The sequence below is a fragment of the Alistipes sp. AM16-43 genome (assembly GCF_003435745.1).
Lineage (GTDB): Bacteria > Bacteroidota > Bacteroidia > Bacteroidales > Rikenellaceae > Alistipes > Alistipes onderdonkii.
In genome coordinates this window covers 259,079-278,234 of record NZ_QTUQ01000004.1, presented here as the reverse complement: position 1 = coordinate 278,234, position 19,156 = coordinate 259,079, and the positions used below count along the sequence as shown (strand labels likewise).

The following is a 19,156-nucleotide window of genomic DNA, read 5'->3' as shown; positions in this document are numbered from 1 at the left end:
GCTATTCGTAATTTTCCCTTGCGTGTGGCCGTTGTGCGGACATCGCCCTGTCCAGTATCTCCTTGCGCGCCAGTTCGCGGTCGAAACGCGGCGCGAGGAAGATGAAACCCATACTCATGTAGAGGATGGCGCCCGTGGGGATCTGTCCCAGAATTTCATTGGCATAGGCCATGACCACGATACCCGAGATTCCCGCCGTAAGCGCCGCCGTGAATCCCCTCAGCTGGGTGTTCCGCAGTTTGAAGACCACCAGGTAGGCGCCACGCGCCAGTATGTAGAGCAGGATGCCGATGTGCAGCAGGATGCCGACGACGCCCGTTTCGACCCAGACCATCACGAACCACGAGTCGGTCGGGATCTGCGACAGCGGGGCGTCCGGGGCAAAGGTCTTGGCTTTGCCGCCACCGTGCCCCAGTCCGGCGCCGAAAGGCTTGTCTGCCATCAGCTCGCGCAGTTTGGCCTGGTTTGCCAGGCGCACCTGGAACGAGGGGTCGTTTGTATTGAAGGCGCTGCGGGCACGCCGGATAATGCTGTTCCCCTGCCCGATAGTGGTGAATTTCAGGAAGACGAAGGCTGCGATGACCAGGAAAATACCCGCGCCGATCATTTTGATATTGCGGGACATCATGATGAAGGCCGAGTAGCCCACGAACGGTACGGCCAGTGCGCTGCGGGTTCCCGAGATCAGCATGCCGTAGCATGCCGCGGCCGCCACGAGCAGCAGGTAGAGCTTCATCCACGAGTTGCGGTAATAGAGCGCCGAAATCGAGAACACGACCATCGACAGCCCCATCGAGCCGCCGAAATTGGCCGCGTCGCTGAAGAACGAGAAGTAGCGCACGCCGCTGTGGATGATGTGTGTCGAACGGCCGCCCAGCACGAACAGCCAGTAGTTCTCCGCAGCGTTGAAGCCGAAGAATTTTTGTATGCAGGCCTTTCCGACGGCGATCAGCGTCAGCACCGACCATACGGCGAGCATGTATTTCAGGTATTTGTACTCGGTCATCGTGAGCTGCGTGAGCACGACGATAAAGAAGAAATAAAACGCGATCGACCGCACCGATGAGAACCATCCCGCGACCGAGACCGACTCCGGGTTCACTATTTCGAGGATGCAGTAGGCCATCCAGATCGCCGCCACAACGGTCAGTCCCGAGCTGGCTCGCTTCCATTCGATGGGGCGCATCAGGGCTTGCAGCGTTATTATCAGGAAGTTGTAGAAGATCAGTGCGTCGAGGATCATCCCGAACGGCAGGTCGTAGGCATAACGCGTGAGCGTCATGATGAAATAGTTGACCACGAACAGCCCGAGCATCGATATGGCGGGGTTGCGCAGCGTGACCCACAGTATACACAGCGCCGCCGGAATCGCCGAGACGGCCAGTCCGGCAAGCAACCCGTATTGGGTGAACGCCAGGATGAGCGCGGCCACACCGGCGGCCAGCATTGCCCCGACGATGAGCCGGGGCACGCTGACCGGGGTGGTTATGCTGCCGTAGCGTTCCATGACGTGTCGCTGTTTATTTGACGGCCGTGAACCCGAACTGGCTGATCTGATACCCCAACCTGCGGAGGCGGCTGTACGGAGGCATCAGGCCCGTGAAGGTTTGCACCACGTCGCGGCCCGCGCAGTTGAGGCAGAGTACGACGGGGGTGCGCCCCGAGAGTTTTTCTGCCTTTTCGAAAAGCAGTTGGTCGGTATCTTTCCACGTGCGGTTCGCCGGGGCGATGACGATGCTCAGCGCCGCATGGCGCAGCAATTCCTTCGGTACGGAGCTCGTGGCGAAGGGCGGGTATTCCACCAGCACCACGTCGGCCTCGGTGAGGGGAACTTCGCCCGGGGTGTCGCGCACGAAATCCCCGAGTTTCTCGGCCAGCAGGTACTCCTTGCGTTCGATGTCGAAATCCTTGTTCCACGAAACGATGCGGACTTTCATGTCCGCTTCGCGGAAGAATGCCGCCAGGTGTTCGGCGATCAGGCTCTTGCCGTCCCCGCGTTCGGTACTCAGGATATTGAGCACGTTGGGCTGTTTGGCCGGGTCGAAATAGTTGACCGCCGCATTGCCGATGTAGCGGGATGCGATCTCACGGTATTGCTTGGTGAACCTCCGCTGTCCGAAATAGGCTTTGCCGGGAAAGGCCCCGATGACCCGCCCCTTGGTGATGCGCTCGGCGCGGACTTTGTCACGCAGCGTGCGGTCGAGCAGTTCGAGCAGGATGAAGAATCCCAGTACGAACAGGAGCGTGGCGAGGCCTGCCGCGGCGACCATCATCTTGCGTTTGCTCGGTTCCGCCTCCAGGGGAAGCACCGGGGCGTTGATGATCTTCAGCGTTGCCGAGGTCATCTGCAGGTTCTTCTGCCGCAGGCGGGCCGTGTTGAGCGCCGTGAGGATCGAGAGGTAGGACTGTTCCGAGAAGTTGATTTCGCGCCCCTTGCGTTTGAGGGTCGAGCCCACGGGCGAGAACTGCGTATATTTCTGGTCGAGTTCCTGTTTGCGGAGCTTCATCACCGCCAGTTCGGCGCGGGATTTCTCGGCCAGCAGTACGGCGGCGAGCCACTCCGTCACGATCGTATTGGCCGAAAGTCCCTCCTTCGTATATTGTTGGTTGGCGATGTTCGTGGTGAGCTCCTGCAGGCTGCGGGTCTCCTCGCTCAGTTTCCTGCGTAACTGCCCCGTGTCGTTGCGGCTGGCGGGCATGGCCGTCCGGTCGGAAATACCTTCCGTGCCGTCGGTTTCGGGCTGGAAGGCCTCGGCGGCCGACAGGCGCGAATAGATGCTCCCGATCTTATGGAGTTTCTCGATGAACTCGGCGTTGTTGCGGAAAGTCTCCTGCAACCCTTCGAGCTGCCCCTCGATCGAGGCACGCAGTTTCTCGGCGCTCTCGAAGTTCAGCAGGATCTCCTCGTAGCGCAATTCGTAGTCGCGCGAGAGGGCGGCGATGTGCTTGGTCTGCTCGTCGTAGTTGATGACACGGTGCTGGACGTTGTAGTCGCGCAGCGAATCCTCCAGGTTGCGCAGGTTGTTGCCCACCCGCTCCAGCTCGGATTCGAAATAGGCGATGACGTTGTTCGTCTCGCCGAACCGCAGGTCGCGGTACTGCTTGACGAATTCGTCGTTGAGGATAATCAGCGTGTTGTAGACGATATACGGGTCGTCGTTCTCGTAGCTGATTTCCAGCATGTCGCTGTTGGCCAGCCTCTTGACCTTGATCTGGCTCAGCGCCTGGTAGCTGTAATACGGAGGGCTCCAGTGGAACATGCCGTAGACGTGGTTGTTATGGTCTATCTCTTCGTATTTGCGCAGGTTCTCGTAGGTGTTCTTTTCCGAAGTGTGGTCGACGAGCTCCATGACGTCCGGCGGGGTTTTGCTCAGCAGGTACCGTGAAGTACGTGCCGAGAGGTACTGGTTGTCGTTGTCCGGGTCGAGATGCGTAAGCCCCTGTGCGTAGAGGCGCAGCGAGACGTTCTTGAGCGTGGACTGCGACAGGATGATGTTGATCAGGTTGTCCATCGCGTTGTTGATGACGTTCCAGTCCTGGCGCGAGCCTTCGGTGGTCGTGATGTCGTATCCCGAGACGATGCCCGTGTAGATCGTCGTCGTGGATTTATAGTTGCGCGGCTTGGTACCCATCTTCAGGTAGACGAGCAGCGCGACCAGCAGCGGACAGAGTATCAGCCACCACTTGATGCGGTAAAGAAACCGCGCGGTATAGGCGATGTAATTCATATGCTATTCGGTTTCGGGCGCTTCTTTCGACACCCCGGGCATTGATATGGGTTTGTTGATGATCGGCGTGTGCGTGAGTATCTCGAGCCGCAGCAGGGCGTCGTTGAGGTTGCGCCGCACCTGCTCGTATTCGCGGGTCGCCGAGTTTTCGAGGCTCTTCTGGCGGCTCAGAGTCTGCGCGTCGAGCTTGCCTTTGACGAAGTCCACTTCGGTCATGCGGTATTGTGCCTCGGACGTGATCTTGGCTTCGGCGGCGCTCCGCAGGATCGAGAGCTGCTCGACGGCCGTGGTGTAGGCGTCGATGATCTTCATGCGCAACTCGTCGTACCAGCGGTCGAGGTCGTACTGGGTGTTCTCGATACGCTTCTTCTGCTGCTTGATCTTGTTGCGGCGGTTGAAAATCTCGTCGAGCGGGATCGAAAACGATGCCCCGACGTTCCACCAGCTTTGCTCGCGCCCGGTCGTGGTCGTCGTCCATATCGGGATGTTGCTGTCCTGATAATTCTGGTTGTAGATGTCCGACGACCCGTAGTTGTAGTTGGCGTTGAGCTTGAAATTGCGCATCCAGTTGCGGCGCACGGTTTTCAGTTCGCGCTCCTCGATCTCGCGGTTCGACTCGTAATAGCCGACCTGCGGTGCGTGGCGCGCATTCTCCATCAGTACGTGGAGCGGGGGAAGCTGCATGTCGATATAGTCTTCCGGGGTAAGCCGTTGCAGGTCGCTGTACTCGAATTCGGGAGGCGTAGGCTCGCTTTGCGCCGTAACGGCGGCGGCAGCCAGCAGCAGCCAGAGTGTTAAGACGGCCCTTTTCATATGTTGCTGTTTATTATACATTTTCTTTCTGTATGAATGCGGTGAACGTGCGCAGGATTATTTTCAGGTCGAACCACGGCGACATTCGGCGGGCGTATTCGATGTCGAGCTGCTTGCGCTGCTCGGGCGAGAGCTTTCCCGCCTGCCCGCGTTTTTCGACCTGCCACAGCCCCGTGAGGCCCGAGGGGCACATGAACCGTTCGATATATTCGTCGCTCGTGAGACGTTCGGCTTCGTAGAGGGGCAAAGGGCGGTTGCCCACGACCGACATGTCGCCCCGCAGGATGTTGAAGAGCTGCGGGAGTTCGTCGATGCTGTATTTGCGCAGGAAACGCCCCAGGCGCGTGATGCGGGGATCGTTCTCGATCTTCACGAACGCGTTTTCCTGTTCGGTTTCCAGCTGGTGGTGATGGGCCTCCTCGGGGATCACGAAATCGTCCGCATAGAGCATGCCGTTTTCGGTGTCCGCCAGCAGTTTGCGAATCTCGTCGTCGTTGAGCGCCATCTTCGCATCGTCTTCGGCGACGGGTTCCGAGGCATACTGGTTCAGATCCTCCAGCTCCTTGAGCCGCTGATCTGCGTCGGAGCGCATCGAGCGGAACTTCAGGAAATCGAAGATCCGGTAGTTGCTCCCCACGCGTTTCGACTTGTAGATGACCGGCCCCGGGCTGTCGAGTCTGACGGCCACGGCCACGGCTATGAGCAGGGGGGAGAGCAGGAGGATCGCCGAGAGCGATGCCGCGATGTCGAACGCCCGTTTCCAGAGCGGCATGCGGAACAACTCTACGTCGTTCCCGCTACCTGCGACGGGTTTGTGGACGAACGTATAGTCGGTCATGAATTGCAGTATGCGGAGGAAATCTGCGCGCGATATGTCGCCCGGTACGGCGCTGTTCACGCCGGCTCCGAGGTATGCGCGCCGCTCCTCCCCGGTCAGTTGCCCCGAGATGATGAGGATGATGCCGGCACCCGGGAACCAGGAGCGCAGGAAGCGGATGCTGCGGATGTCCTCCTCGCCCTGCTGTTCGTAGAGGATGAAGGCGTGGTCGTCCTTGAGCGGCATGAGCTTGCCCATGGCTGCGCCGATATCCCCTGCGATACGCATCTGTCCCTCGGTCAGCTCCGTGAAACGGGCCGTGTGGTTGCCTCTGCCTTTGATGTAGATGACGGGGTACTTCAATCCAAAATCTTTTTAATCCTTATTTTGAGTTCCTGCGGGTTGAACGGTTTGACGATATAGTCTTCCGCACCCTCTTCCAGCAGGCGGATGCGTTCCGAGGTGCTGTCCTCGCTCGAAAGCATCACGACCGGGATCTGCTTGAAGAGTTCGTTGAGTTTGAGGTATGCCAGGAATTCGTCGCCGCGCATTTCGGGCATGCGGATGTCCGAGATGATCAGGTCGGGCATGTTCCCCCGCAACAGCCATTCGATGGCCTGCTGCGGGTTTTGCATGTAAAAGCATTCGTAATCCTTGTGAAGGTATGCGAAAAGTATTTTGGCGATCTGCTCCTTGTCGTCTACGATCAGTACTTTCTTGCGATTCATGTTCAGCGGTTCGTTGTCGTCGGGTTTTGCCGGAACGGGAAGCGTCGCATGTTCGTTGTCCGGTTCCGGTCGGTTGTTTATTATTTACCTGGAATTCCGGTGCGGGCGTTGCAAAACGTGCCGTTTCCCGCTCCTGATCCGGATACCCAGTGCAAATATCGGTAAAATAATTGGCATTATAAACTTTTTAAGGTAATTTATATAGCAAAAACGTCCGGATTTTACACCTCCGTTTTCTGGATGTTATTAATTTTAAAGAAATATTTTATTATTAATCAAAAAAATGGTATTTTTGTGCAATTGTCCGGTCTTTATTGTTGTCGGGCTATTTTGTTAAACCGATGAAGTGATGGAGTGTGGCAATAGTGTAAGTCCGGTCGGCAACCGTCCCCGCTTGCTGGTAGCCGAGGATAATCCGAGTAATTATAAGCTCGTCGAGGTGTTGCTGCGCCGTGATTACGACCTGTTGCACGCCTGGAACGGAGAGGAGGCCGTCGCCTTGTTTGCCGACTGCCGCCCCGACCTGGTGCTGATGGATATCAACATGCCCGTCATGGACGGCTATGAGGCGCTCCGGGGCGTGCGGGAGATTTCGCCCGACGTCCCCGTCATCGCACTCACGGCCTATGCGTTCGAAACCGACCGCCAACGCATGTTCCAGGCCGGTTTCAACGAATGTCTTGCCAAACCCCTGCGGGCGGATGAACTCCGCACGCGGATTGCGGCGCTGCTTTCGCGATAGAAAGGGAAACTATGACCAGGAACCCAATGAAAATAAATCGGATATTTCTTCTTCTGTGTTGCGCCCTGTTGCCCGCATTGCTTCGGGCTCAAGCGCCGCAGGAGAGGGAGAGTATCCTGATTATTTCCTCGTATAATCCGGATACGCGCCGCATGTCGGGCTTCATCACCGAGTTCGAACGCAACATCATGGCTTCGGGCATCCCGTGCGATATCTATGTCGAAACGCTCGAATGCAAGAGCATCAACGACGCACCCATCTGGATGTCGCAGACCGAGAACATGATTTCCCGGTATGAGAACAAGGGGCTTCGCGCCATCGTCCTGCTGGGGCAGGAGGCATGGGCATCGTTCGTCTCGCTGGGGCATATCCCCAAGGATGTGATGTGCTTCTGCTGCTATGTCAGTTCCAACGGCATCGTGCTCCCGCCGCCGGAGGACAGTCTCGGCATGTGGCTGCCCCCTTCGATCAATTACATGAACATGACGGACAGCCTGAACAATGTGGGCGGTATGCTCAACAAGTATGACGTCCGCCGCAATATCGAGCTGGTTCGTTCGCTTTTTCCCGAAGCCGAGAACATCGCCTTCATCTCGGATAACACCTACGGGGGTATTTCCCTCCAGGCGCTCGTACGCGAGGAGATGAAAAACTATCCCGACATGAACCTTGTGCTGGTGGACAGCCGCGAGGGGGATGATGCGATGCATGAGACCTATGCCTCGCTGTCGCACCGTTCCGCGGCGATACTCGGAACCTGGCGTGTGGGCCGCGACGGGGAGTACCTCATGCAGCGTTCGCTCAACGACCTGGTGCAGCTCAATCCGCGCATACCGGTCTTTTCGATATCCCAGATCGGCATCGGCGACGTGGCTGTGGGTGGCTATGTCCCCAAATACGAGAACGCCGCCTCGGTCATCGCATCGCAGATCAAGAAGTATTACGCCTCGGGGAAGATAGACGGGACGCATTTCCGCCTTACGGACGGCCAGTACCTCTTCGATTCGCGCAAGCTCAAGGAGTTGAAGATTGCCGAATACGCCCTGCCCAAGGGGAGTGTGGTCGAGGATACCGTAGCGGCCAAACTCTCGAAATATTCCCATTACATCGAGTTGCTCGTGGCGGGTATCGTACTGCTGGTACTGCTGCTGGTTTTCGTCGCGGCGCTTTTCCTGCGCACGCGGCGTCTCAAGCGCACGCTCGAAGAGCGCGAAGGACAGCTGGTGGTCGCCCGCGAGAAGGCCGAAGAGTCCGACATGCTCAAATCGGCGTTCCTGGCCAATATGAGCCATGAGATCCGCACGCCGCTCAACGCCATCGTGGGCTTCTCGTCGCTGATGCAGGGCGAAGAACTTTCACAGGAGGAACGTGCCGAGTACTGCGCCATCGTGGTCAACAATTCCGAGATGCTGCTCACGCTGCTGAACGACATCCTCGACATTTCGTCGCTCGAATGCGGCAAGATCAAGTTCAACTGCTCGTCCGAGGAGATCGTGCAGGTCTGCCAGCATGTGCTCATGACGACCGCCCATACGCGGCAGGAAGGTGTCGAGGGGCGTCTCGAATGTGCCGTGGGTTCCTACATGCTTGTAACCGATGTCCACCGCTTGTCGCAGATTCTGATCAACCTGCTCACCAACGCCGGTAAGTTCACTTCCCAGGGGAGTATCACACTCGGCGTGGAGATAGACGAGGCACACCGCGAAGTGCTCTTTTCGGTAGCCGATACGGGCCCCGGCATTCCGCTCGACAAACAGGAGATGGTCTTCAACCGTTTCGAGAAACTCGACGGCAACAAGAAGAAAGGCACGGGCCTCGGCCTTGCCATCTGCCGCCAGATAGCCATGATCTTCGGTGGCCGCATCTGGGTCGATCCGACCTATACCGCCGGTGCGCGTTTTGTCTTTGCCCATCCGATCGACATTCGTTTCCCCGAGGATGGAGAGAACCGTGAGGGGGGGGGGATTTGAGCCCTCTGGAAGCGCCCGGATCCTTAAGGTGACGGGGGAAGGCCGCCTCGTTTGCGATCGGAAATGAGCCCTCTGAGTGTGGAATTTCCGCTTGGTTCCAGCTTGTTCCGCAGATGTGTAGAACACCGCGTGAGGCGGGGTGTATGATGCGGTGGACAGCGTTGCCGCGATATGGCAAAAAGACCCGTACGGGTCTTTTTTTTTGTGCCTTCCCGTCGGAGATGCTTCCCCCGAAGTTATGGCTTCCCGGCCGGAAATGTGCCCGTTTCGGATAATATTCCGGCCGGATTTGCTGTAACCTTCCTGGTGCATTTTTTCGCCTGCCCGGACTTGTTTTGTTACCTTTGCGCCGCGAAGCCGGGGCAGTTGCCTCCAATGCGTTCGGATGCGCCGATTACGGCTCCGGCCGTCGCAAGACCCCGGGGCAGGCGGAGTTGCCGGGGCGATGTGGAATTATTCTACATCCGTGTGGAATTATTCTACATATTTTTGTATATATTTGATTGGGTATTTGGTAGATATTTTGCTGTCAATAAATGTTTTAAAGGGCTGCCTGCAATTCTGGCGCAAGGTTTGAACCTCGTTTTGCTGCCCCCAATTATATTTAGTGCTTTATGAAATTTGATAAATTGAAACCGAATTTGCAGGAGCTGAACCTGAACGGTGTGAAAAAAGCGGCCTCCCGTGTTGCCCATGTCCGGATAAGACTGAGCCGAGGCCAGTGGATCGGAGTCATTGCCGGCCTTGTGGTCGTGACGGTGTTGCTCGTCATCCTGCTCCGGCCGCGTCCCGCCGCAGTCGTCCTGCCCGTCGTGGCGGTGGAACCCGTAACGACCGAAGACGTGAATATCTATGGCGATTACGTTGGCCGCATCCGCGCCCAGCAGTTCGTTGAAATCCGCGCCCGCGTCGAGGGCTACCTCGAAAAGATGCTCTTCGCCGAAGGTACCTACATCAGGAAGGGGCAAACCCTCTTCGTGATCGACCCCCGGGTCTACCGTGCGCGCGTGGACAAGGCCAAGGCGCAGCTGAACAAGGCCCGGGCGCAGGCGCTGAAAGCCAAGCGCGACCTCGACCGTATCCGTCCGCTCTTTGAACAGAGTGCCGCCAGCCAGCTCGAACTCGACAATGCCACGGCGGCTTACGAGAGTGCCGTGGCCGATGTGGCCGTCGGCGAGGCCGACCTCACGCAGGCGCAGATGACCCTGGGCTATACCTCCGTGCAGTCGCCTATTTCGGGTTATATCTCCGAACGCAACGCCGACATCGGTACGCTCGTGGGGCCGAGCGGAAAATCGCTGCTCGCCACGGTCGTGAAGAGCGATACCGTGCGTGTCGATTTCAGCATGACGGCCCTCGACTACCTGCGCAGCAAGGCGCGCAACGTCAACCTCGGGCACCGCGATTCGACCCGCAAGTGGGATCCCTACATCACCGTGACCCTGGCCGACGGCTCGGAATACCCCTACCGCGGCCTGGTAGATTTCGCCGATCCGCAGGTCGACCCGCAGACGGGTACCTTCTCCGTGCGAGCCGAGATGGCCAACCCCGACCACATCCTGCTGCCGGGGCAGTTCACCAAGGTGCGGCTGCTGCTCGACGTGCGTGAGGATGCCGTTGTCGTGCCGTCGAAGGCTATCGAGATCGAGAAGGGCGGCGCCTACATCTACGTGGTGCGCCCCGACAGCATCGTCGAGAAGCGTTTTGTCGAGACGGGCCCCGAATGGGGCAACAACATCGTCGTCGAACGCGGCCTGGTGCGGGGCGAGGATATCGTCGTCGAGGGCTACCATAAACTCCAGCACGGCATGAAAGTCGAACCGGTCGCTCCGCGCCGCGATGAAGAGCCCGAAAAACAACAGTAGCCTATGAAAGCGGACTTCTTTATCGACAGGCCCGTCTTTTCGACGGTGCTGTCCATCATCATCGTGATCGTGGGTTTCATCGGCCTGGCACTGCTGCCTGTCGACCAGTATCCCCAGATCGTACCTCCCGTAGTGCGTATCTCGGCGTCGTACCCAGGTGCCGATGCGCAGACCGTGACGCAGGCTGTGGCTACGCCCATCGAGCAGGAGCTGAACGGTACTCCCGGCATGATCTACATGGAGTCGTCGAGCTCCAACTCGGGCGGTTTCTCCGCCACGGTGACCTTCGACATTTCGACGGATCCCGACCTGGCAGCCGTGGATATCCAGAACCGCCTGAAAAAGGCCGAGGCGCGCCTTCCTGCCGAAGTGGTGCAGAACGGCATCTCGGTAGAGAAGCAGGCGGCCAGCAAACTGATGACCATAACCCTGCTTTCGTCCGACCCCAAGTTCGATGAAATCTACCTTTCGAACTATGCGACGCTCAACGTGCTGGACATGTTGCGCCGCGTTCCCGGAGTGGGCAGCGTTTCGAACGTCGGCAGCCGTTATTACGCCATGCAGATATGGGTCATGCCCGACAAGCTGGCCGACCTTGGGCTGACGGTCAAGGATTTGCAGACGGCGCTCAAAGACCAGAACCGCGAGTCTGCCGCCGGCGTGCTGGGGCAGGCCCCCATGAACGGCATCGACGTGACGATCCCCATCACGGCGCAGGGGCGTCTGTCGTCTGTCAGCGAATTCGAGGACATCGTCGTGCGGGCCAACCCCGACGGGTCGATCATCCGCCTGAAAGACGTGGCGCGTATCTCGCTCGAAGCGTCGTCCTATAATACCGAGAGCGGCATCAACGGCGGGAACGCCGCCGTGCTGAATATCAACATGCTGCCCGGAGCCAATGCCATGGAGGTGGCGGCGCTGGTCAAGGCGGCCATGGAGGAGATCAGCCACAACTTCCCCGAGGGCATCGGCTACGAGATTCCGTTCGACATGACGACCTACATTTCGGAGTCGATCCATCATGTCTACCAGACGTTGTTCGAAGCGTTGCTGCTGGTGATTCTCGTGGTCTTCCTCTCGTTGCAGAGCTGGCGCGCGACGATCATCCCGATCGTCGCCGTGCCCATCTCGCTGATCGGTACCTTCGGCGTGATGCTCGTTTTCGGGTTTTCGCTCAACATGCTGACGCTGTTGGGGCTCATTCTCGCCATCGGCATCGTGGTCGACGACGCCATCGTCGTCGTGGAGAATGTCGACCGCATCATGAACGAGGAGCATCTCTCGCCCTACGAGGCTACTAAAAAGGCGATGTCCAACCTGAGCGGGGCGCTGATCGCCATGTCGCTGGTATTGTGCGCCGTGTTTGTCCCGGTGAGTTTCCTTTCGGGCATTACGGGTCAGCTCTACCGCCAGTTCACCATCACCATCGCCGTGTCGGTGGTCATCTCGACCGTCGTGGCGCTGACGCTCAGCCCCGTGATGTGCGCGCTTTTTCTGCGTCCCGAAGGCGAGGGGAAGAAAAACCGCTTTTTCCGCCGCATCAACCTCTCCCTGGCGACGGGCAACAAGTTTTACGGCCGCATGATCCAGGGGGCGCTGAAACATTCGCGCCGCATGTTCGCCGCCTTCGGCATCGTGCTGATCGGCATCTGGCTGATGAACAGGCTCGTGCCGCAAAGTTTCATGCCGCAGGAAGACCAGGGCTACTTCACCGTCGAACTGGAGTTGCCCGAGGGGGCGACGATCGAACGTACCCGCGAGGTGACCGACCGCGCGATGAAGTTCCTGATGGCCGACCCCGACGTGGAGTACGTGCTCAACGTCACGGGTTCCAGTCCCCGCGTGGGTACCAACCAGGCGCGCAGCCAGCTGACCGTGATCCTCAAACCGTGGGGCGACCGCGACTCCGAGGGGCTGAGCTCCGTGATGCAGCGCGTGCGCACCGAACTCTCGCGCTACCCCGAAAGCAAGGTATACCTCTCGACGCCCGCCGTGATTCCCGGCCTGGGCAACTCGGGCGGTTTCGAGATGGTGCTCGAAGCGCGGGGCAATACGACCTATCAGGATTTGCAGCATGCCGTGGATACGCTGATGTATTACGCTTCGCAATGTCCCGAATTTACGGGGCTGGCATCGTCCATGCAGGGCGACATCCCGCAGCTCTATTTCGACGTCGACCGCGACAAGGCGCAGCTGCTGGGTGTATCGATGTCCGACATCTTCTCGACGATGAAGGCCTTTACGGGGTCGATCTACGTCAATGACTTCAATATGTTCAACCGCATCTACCGCGTTTACATCCAGGCCGAGGCTCCCTACCGTGCGCAGCGCGATAACCTGAACCTCTTTTTCGTCCGCGGCGCGGGCGGTGTGATGATTCCGATCACTTCGCTCGGAACGACGCACTACACGACGGGTGCCGGGAATATCAAGCGTTTCAACATGTTCAATTCGGCTACCATTACCGGTGAGGCCGCACACGGTTACAGTTCGGGGCAGGCGATGGGCGTACTGGAAGAGCTCGTCCGAAAGCACTTGCCCGCGTCGGTCGGCGTCGAGTGGAGCGGCCTTTCCTACCAGGAAAAGCATGTCGGCGGGCAGACCGGCCTGGTACTGGCGCTGGCCTTCCTGTTCGTCTTCCTGTTCCTCGCGGCGCAGTACGAAAGCTGGTCGGTGCCCGTGGCCGTCATCCTGTCGCTCCCTGTGGCCGGTATCGGCGCCTACCTGGGTATCTGGATCTGCGGGCTGGAGAACAATATCTATTTTCAGATCGGACTGGTGATGCTCGTGGGCCTGGTGGCCAAGAACGCCATCCTGATCGTGGAATTTGCCAAGGAAGAGGTTGAGAAAGGCCGTGACGTGGTCTCCGCTGCGCTCACGGCGGCGCACCTGCGTTTCCGCCCGATCGTCATGACCTCGCTGGCCTTCATCCTCGGCCTGCTGCCGCTGGTCTTCGCTTCGGGGCCGGGCTCGGCGAGCCGCCAGGGGATCGGGACGGGCGTCTTTTTCGGCATGCTGGTCGCCATTACGGTAGGCATTGTCTTCGTGCCCTTCTTCTTCGTGTGGATTTACCGGATTAAAGAAAAACTGAAACGATGAAACGACTTGCGATATTACTTATGATATTGGCCGCTGCCGCTGGATTGGGCTCCTGCTCGGCCGTGCGTCACTGCAAGGCGCCCGAGGTCGACTTCCCGGCGGCTATCGCCGGGGGTGCTGCGGCCGATTCGCTCGCCATCGCCGACATGGAGTGGTGGCGGTTTTATGGCGATTCGACCCTGTGCAACATCATCCGTCATACGTTGGCCAACAACAAGGACATGCTTGCCGCGGCGGCGCGTGTCGAACGTATGCGCCAGCTCTACCGTATTGGCAAGGCCGGACGCCTGCCGTCGGTGTCGGGAACGGTCTACGCCGATCACGAAACCAACGACTATGCGGGCGAGGAGCCGAGCCGCGACCCCGAACTCGGCGCCAAGGCTACCGTGAGCTGGGAGCTCGACCTGTGGGGAAACCTGCGCTGGGCCAAACGCAAAGGCGGTGCCGAATACCTCGCATCGGTCGAGGACAGGCGTGCGATGCAGATGACGCTCGTCGCGGAGGTCGCCGCCGCCTATTTCCGGTTGATGGCGCTCGACAACGAGCTTTCCATCGTGCGGCGTACGCTCATCACGCGCAGCGAGGGCGCTTACCAGGCGCAGTTGCGTTTCGAGGGCGGCCTCACCTCTGAAACGGTCTTCCAGCAGGCGAAAGTGGAGTACGCCTCTACGGCGGCGCTGATCCCCGACCTCGAACGCAAGATCGAGGTCATGGAGAACAGCATTTCCCTGCTCATGGGTGAAAATCCCGACTGGCGGGTCGTGCGCAGCAAGATGAATACCGAGGCGGAGTTCGCCGAATCGCTTCCCGTGGGGTTGCCGTCGGAATTGCTCCTGCGGCGTCCCGACGTGCGGGCTTCGGAGCAACAGCTCCGTGCGGCGATGGCAGCCGCGGGCATGGCCTACGCCGACCGGTTCCCGCGCATCGTGTTCAACCTGACGGGCGGATGGGAAAACAACGATGTGAGCGGGTTTTTCCGTTCGCCGTTCTCGTATGTCGCCGGTACGCTCGCCTCGCCGGTCTTCGGGTTCGGCCGCAAGCAGGCCAGGTACAAGGCCGCGCTGGCCGCCTACGACGAGGCCCGGCTGGGGTATGAACAGAAGGTGCTGACGGTTTTCAAGGAGGCCAACGATGCCGTGGTCAGCTACCGCAGCGTCCGCCGGACGGCCGCGTTGAAGGTTAACCTGCGCGACGCAGCCCGGAAATACGTCGAACTCGCCCAACTGCAATACCGGGGCGGGAGCATCAATTATATCGACGTGCTGGATGCCCAGCGCCGTTATTTCGACGCCCAGATCGGGGTCAGCAATGCCGTGCGCGACGAACACCTGGCTCTGGTCGACCTTTACAAAGCTCTGGGTGGCGGCTGGGCGGAATAACCCTGCCGGCTTCTTTGGTTTATCGGTATGCCCGGATCCCTGCGGATCCGGGCTTTTTATTTCCGGGACGCCGTTTCGGGGAAGATGTCACGAAAACTCTTTTTGCCATGCTCCTACGAAACGTCCTTTCCCGGGAAAGTTCTTACCGCCGGGCCGTGATTCGGAGTCAGGGAATCGGAATAGTGCCGGCCTGCCGATGCCCTTGTGCGGGTCAGATCAATCCCTGGCTTTTTTCTTCCCCCATTTGGGGCGGATGTCGAGGAATATTTCGAAATTTATCCCCGGCATGGGGCGTCCCAGCACGGAAACATACTCTTCGTCGAAGAGGTTTTTGACGGCGGCCTTGACCGAAAGATCGGCCCAGCGCGCGGAAAACAGCTTTTCGAGTGTCACGTCGTTCATCAGGTAGTAGGGGACGTTGCCCGTGTAGGTGAAGGCGTTGCTCGTCATGGTGAACCGCTCGCTGTAATAGCACCACTTGTATAGCAGGCGCCAGCTTTTGTAGGCCAGACGCCCCGTCACCGCGGCCGAATATACGGGCACGTAGGGGAGTTGCCTGCCCAATGACCGGTCGCCCTTGCTGAACGCTTCGCCCCGGTTGACCGAGGGCGTCCACGAGAAGTTGCCGTCCAGCCCCAGCTGCCACTCCTTGGAGAGCATACGGTCGTACCCGGCTTTCAGTTCCACGCCGTAAGCGTGTACGTCCTTCATGTTGAGCGGCGTCCAGTAGTTGGTGTTGCCGCCCAGCGGCAGCCAGAGAATCCAGTCGTCGATGTAGGAATCGAACCATGTCGCCTCGCCGTGCAGCGAATATACTCCTTCCTTCCCTATGGCAAACGATATCCCGCCGTCGTACGAGAACCCCGATTCCGGCACGAGGTCGGTGTTCCCGCCCGGCTGGAAGTAGAGGTCGTTGAGCGTGGGATAACGGTAGTTGCGCGATACGGAGGCTTTTGCCCGGATCGTCCCGCGTTTCGAGATCAGGTAGTCCGCATAGAACGCCGGGATGAGCGGCGTCCACTGCGCGCCGTACATCTCTTCGCGCAGCGTGACGGACAGCCCCAGCCGTTCGGTGGGCATCCATTTGGCCGTGATGCTGGCCGAAAGCTCCGTGCGCGCGTGGTCGTACCCGACGGTCTTTCGGTTCATGTCCTGCGAGATGATCCTGCGGTCGTTGTTCGTGACGAAATGCTGGTGCAGGTCGGCCTGTGCCGTGAAGAGCCATTTGCGGCCTATGTAGTATTCCCCTTCGCCCGAGACGAAGAGCGTGTGGTACCAGTTCCGGGAGTTGGTCATGTATTCCAGTTTCCCGTTGCCCACGTCGTTGGCGTAGTCGTAGGCGAACCAACTGTAAATGTATCCGGCCTTGGCCGCGACTTTCCAGTTCCGGCGCAGGTGATCCCACGACAGCACGCTGCGCAGCGTGCGTTCGCGCTGTTCGTTGATGAATTTCTTCGGATCGCCGTAATCGGTCGTCATGCGCCCCAGCCCGCGCTTCGAGGCGATCAGCCAGGCGTTCAGGCCGAACCGGTCTCCGTTGCCCGTGTTGTAATAGGCCTCCTGCAACAGGTGGAAGTCGCGGAAAGCTCCGTCGTCGTGCTTTTCGCGGGGATAGTACGAACCGATGATGTTGTGCTCGTCGTCGTAGATGTTTTCCTTCTTGTCGTGGTTCCGGTAGGAATATTCGTTGGGGGACGACGAATATACCACGCGCGTGGAGGTCTGCCAGCGGTCGTTGCCGTAGGTGAGACGCAGGAATTCGTCCGTCGTCCAGAATGACCCGATGCCCTGGGTGTATTGCAGCCCGAAGCCCTGCGTATCGGCGGGTTTGGTCGCCAGCATGACCGCACCGCCCAGGCCGCCGCCCGTGACGTTGACCGACGAGGTGCCGTGCAGCAGTTGTGCGTCGTCGACGAAGTAGGAGGGAATCATCGAGAAATCGGTCATGCCCAGCATCGGCGAGTTGATACGCATGCCATTCCACACCACCTGCGTATGCGAAGGGCCCGTGCCGCGGAATGCGACCGTCGAAAGCGTCGCCCGTCCGTATTGCTTGATGAAGATTGACGAATTGAATGTCAGCACGTCGGCCATCGACAGGGCAATGTTCTCGTGCAGGACGAGCGTGTCGAGCTGCGTTTTCTGAACGCCTATTTCTTTCATGGGCTTCACGCCCGTCACCCCGACTGCGCGGATGGGCAACACCAGCGACGGATTCTCGTTCCACCACCCTCCGTCCGACTGCGCCTTGTCCTGGGCGGCGGCGCTCCACCAGAGGGCGATGCTGAACAGCGGAATTAGGAGTCTCTTCATTGCTTCGCGTGTTTGTCGGGTTATCGTTTCCAGCAGAAGGCGCCCGGGGTAACGCCCGCGTAAAATTCGTCTACCGCGTCGCCGTCGGCCGTATAGCGGTAGACGATCCCCTGCTGCTGGTAGTCGAGGGCGTCGGCCACGTAAACGTCGCCGTTGTCCGGGTCGACCGTCAGCCCGTAATATTTCGTCTCCCGGTATTCGAGGAACGGGCGCGCCGGGAGCTGCTCGGCAGCTACGGGCATGCGCCAGACATCCTTGTTGATCCAGTACAGCGTGTCGCGCGTGCCGTTGAGCTGCACTTCCGAGGGTGCATCCCCCTCTCTGAAACGGAACTGCTTTTCCAGGCGGAACGAGGCGGCGTCGATGCGGTACAGTGCCGGAACATCATATCCGTAGGGGCTGCCTTCGTAACCGCCGTCGGTGATCGTCCACAACTTGTCGTTGGCATCCAGTACCAGCGATGTGGGTTGTACGCCGACGACCAGTTCGTCCACCACCCTGTCGGTTCGGGTGTCGATCTTCAGCAGCCGGTTCTGGTACGACCAGCAGTTCACGTAGACGTATTGCCCGTACTGTACCATCTGCTCGGTCGATCCCGATCCGGGTGTCATGCCGGGACACTCGATGTAGCCCGTGATCTCGTACCGCCTGGGGTTGACGATGAAAATGCGGTTGTCCCAGAGCTGGGTCACATAGGCCTTTTCGTCGGAGACGAAGTGGATGTACCGCGGCGAGGTGAGGTTCGTGATGCGGCCCACCTCCTTGAATGTACGGAGGTCGATTGCGAAGACGACATGCGAATTGTTCACGACGATCCATCCCAAATCGTTGTGGATGGTCATCGACTGTGCCACGTCGCCCAGCTTCATGGCGTTGGCACGGTAGAAAACCTCGTTCTCGACCTTTTTCGTTGCCGGGTCGTAATAGGAGAGCGTGGCGTTGCCGTACTGGAAATTTCCCTCGTTGGTGATGAACAACCCCGGCCCCGTCGCGGCGAACTCTTCCATGTCTGCGTAGTCCCACTTCATGCAGCCGCCCAGTGCCGGCAGGCACAGGATCACGGGCAGGATATGTCGTAAAATCCGTTTCATGCGTCGAAAATTAAAGAAACGGCCCGCCCCACCTCTTCCCTGGTACGGGGCTGCAGCCGGCTGCATCGGATGTCCGGTGCGGCCTTCGTATTTGTCAAACTGATTTTACATCCGGGAATATGCCTTGCCGGCAGGCTCTTCATGCCGATCACGATCCATTCCCCTGGATTGTAAAATCATTGCAACGGCAGGTCTTCTGACTCGTTCCCGTCGAGACGCCTTCCCGGCCGGACTGGGGCCAGTGGCAAAAGATTGTCAGGACTTGTTGTGCCATTTCGGGTGGCAGGAACTCACAGCAGAGGGAACTGTTGCCGATTTTCACGGCATTCCCTTTTAATCGGTCTGGGGGTTGCGGAACCCCTTTGCGAACCATTGCGCAACAAAAGTATAAAAAATTCGGGTTCGCAAGGTCTTATAACGAAAAAAGGTCGCCGTATGGCGACCTTTCCGAGCCGAAACCGGGACTTGAACCCGGGACCTCTTCATTACGAGTGAAACGCTCTACCAACTGAGCTATTTCGGCTTACCGAGAACATTAAGTTCTCTTTGGGACTGCAAATATCTGAAAAAAATATTTTTCTCGCAACAATTTTCCGAAAATTCTCGCATTT

The 19,156-nt window shown here is 58.9% G+C and carries 12 protein-coding genes, 1 tRNA gene and 1 riboswitch; of the genes, 5 read left to right on the top strand and 8 right to left on the bottom strand.

Annotation, left to right across the window (positions count from 1 at the left end):
• Position 1: 1 nt before the first annotated feature.
• The 5 genes from DW189_RS09655 to DW189_RS09635 are packed head-to-tail and all read right to left on the bottom strand — an operon-like array spanning position 2 to position 6,086.
• Complete coding sequence (locus tag DW189_RS09655) at positions 2-1,507, bottom strand: O-antigen ligase family protein (protein ID WP_117507820.1); 1,506 nt, start codon at positions 1,505-1,507, stop codon at positions 2-4.
• A gap of 13 nt (positions 1,508-1,520) precedes the next feature.
• Complete coding sequence (locus DW189_RS09650) at positions 1,521-3,728, bottom strand: GumC family protein (protein WP_117507818.1); 2,208 nt, start codon at positions 3,726-3,728, stop codon at positions 1,521-1,523.
• A gap of 3 nt (positions 3,729-3,731) precedes the next feature.
• Positions 3,732-4,541, bottom strand: a complete 810-nt coding sequence (locus tag DW189_RS09645) for a TolC family protein (RefSeq protein ID WP_117507816.1) — start codon at positions 4,539-4,541, stop codon at positions 3,732-3,734.
• Positions 4,542-4,554: 13 nt separating this feature from the next.
• Complete coding sequence (locus tag DW189_RS09640; RefSeq protein WP_117507814.1) at positions 4,555-5,721, bottom strand: sugar transferase; 1,167 nt, start codon at positions 5,719-5,721, stop codon at positions 4,555-4,557.
• Positions 5,718-6,086 (bottom strand): PleD family two-component system response regulator, encoded by a 369-nt coding sequence (locus DW189_RS09635; RefSeq protein ID WP_117507812.1) that lies wholly within the window; start codon positions 6,084-6,086, stop codon positions 5,718-5,720. Before DW189_RS09635 ends, DW189_RS09640 begins: the two co-directional genes overlap by 4 nt.
• Positions 6,087-6,435: 349 nt before the next feature.
• On the opposite strand from DW189_RS09635, the gene DW189_RS09630 reads away from it, so the two are divergent.
• The 5 genes from DW189_RS09630 (at position 6,436) to DW189_RS09610 (ending at position 15,141) form a co-directional block, all read left to right on the top strand.
• A complete protein-coding gene (locus DW189_RS09630; RefSeq protein ID WP_117507810.1) occupies positions 6,436-6,828 on the top strand; it encodes a response regulator in 393 nt (130 codons plus the stop codon).
• Positions 6,829-6,839: 11 nt separating this feature from the next.
• Complete coding sequence (locus DW189_RS09625; RefSeq protein WP_117507808.1) at positions 6,840-8,798, top strand: ATP-binding protein; 1,959 nt, start codon at positions 6,840-6,842, stop codon at positions 8,796-8,798.
• A gap of 614 nt (positions 8,799-9,412) precedes the next feature.
• The gene (locus DW189_RS09620) at positions 9,413-10,663 is read left to right on the top strand and encodes an efflux RND transporter periplasmic adaptor subunit (RefSeq protein WP_117507806.1); all 1,251 of its coding nucleotides are present in this window, start codon (positions 9,413-9,415) and stop codon (positions 10,661-10,663) included.
• A 3-nt stretch (positions 10,664-10,666) separates the two neighbouring features.
• Entirely contained in the window at positions 10,667-13,762 is a 3,096-nt protein-coding gene (locus DW189_RS09615; protein ID WP_117507804.1) for an efflux RND transporter permease subunit, read from the top strand.
• Positions 13,759-15,141: an efflux transporter outer membrane subunit gene (locus tag DW189_RS09610; protein WP_117507802.1), complete on the top strand. Its 1,383-nt coding sequence runs from the start codon at positions 13,759-13,761 to the stop codon at positions 15,139-15,141. The genes DW189_RS09615 and DW189_RS09610 overlap by 4 nt, the downstream gene beginning before the upstream one ends.
• Before the next feature lie 216 nt (positions 15,142-15,357).
• On the opposite strand, the gene DW189_RS09605 is transcribed toward DW189_RS09610, so the two are convergent.
• From DW189_RS09605 to DW189_RS09595, 3 genes are all read right to left on the bottom strand, one after another.
• On the bottom strand, positions 15,358-17,454 hold the full coding sequence (locus DW189_RS09605) for a TonB-dependent receptor plug domain-containing protein (protein WP_117507800.1): 2,097 nt from the start codon (positions 17,452-17,454) through the stop codon (positions 15,358-15,360).
• A 20-nt stretch (positions 17,455-17,474) separates the two neighbouring features.
• On the bottom strand, positions 17,475-18,545 hold the full coding sequence (locus DW189_RS09600; protein WP_117507798.1) for a YncE family protein: 1,071 nt from the start codon (positions 18,543-18,545) through the stop codon (positions 17,475-17,477).
• Positions 18,546-18,713: 168 nt separating this feature from the next.
• Positions 18,714-18,934, bottom strand: a riboswitch (cobalamin riboswitch).
• Positions 18,935-18,995: 61 nt separating this feature from the next.
• A tRNA-Thr gene (locus DW189_RS09595) sits at positions 18,996-19,068 on the bottom strand.
• Positions 19,069-19,156: the final 88 nt, after the last annotated feature.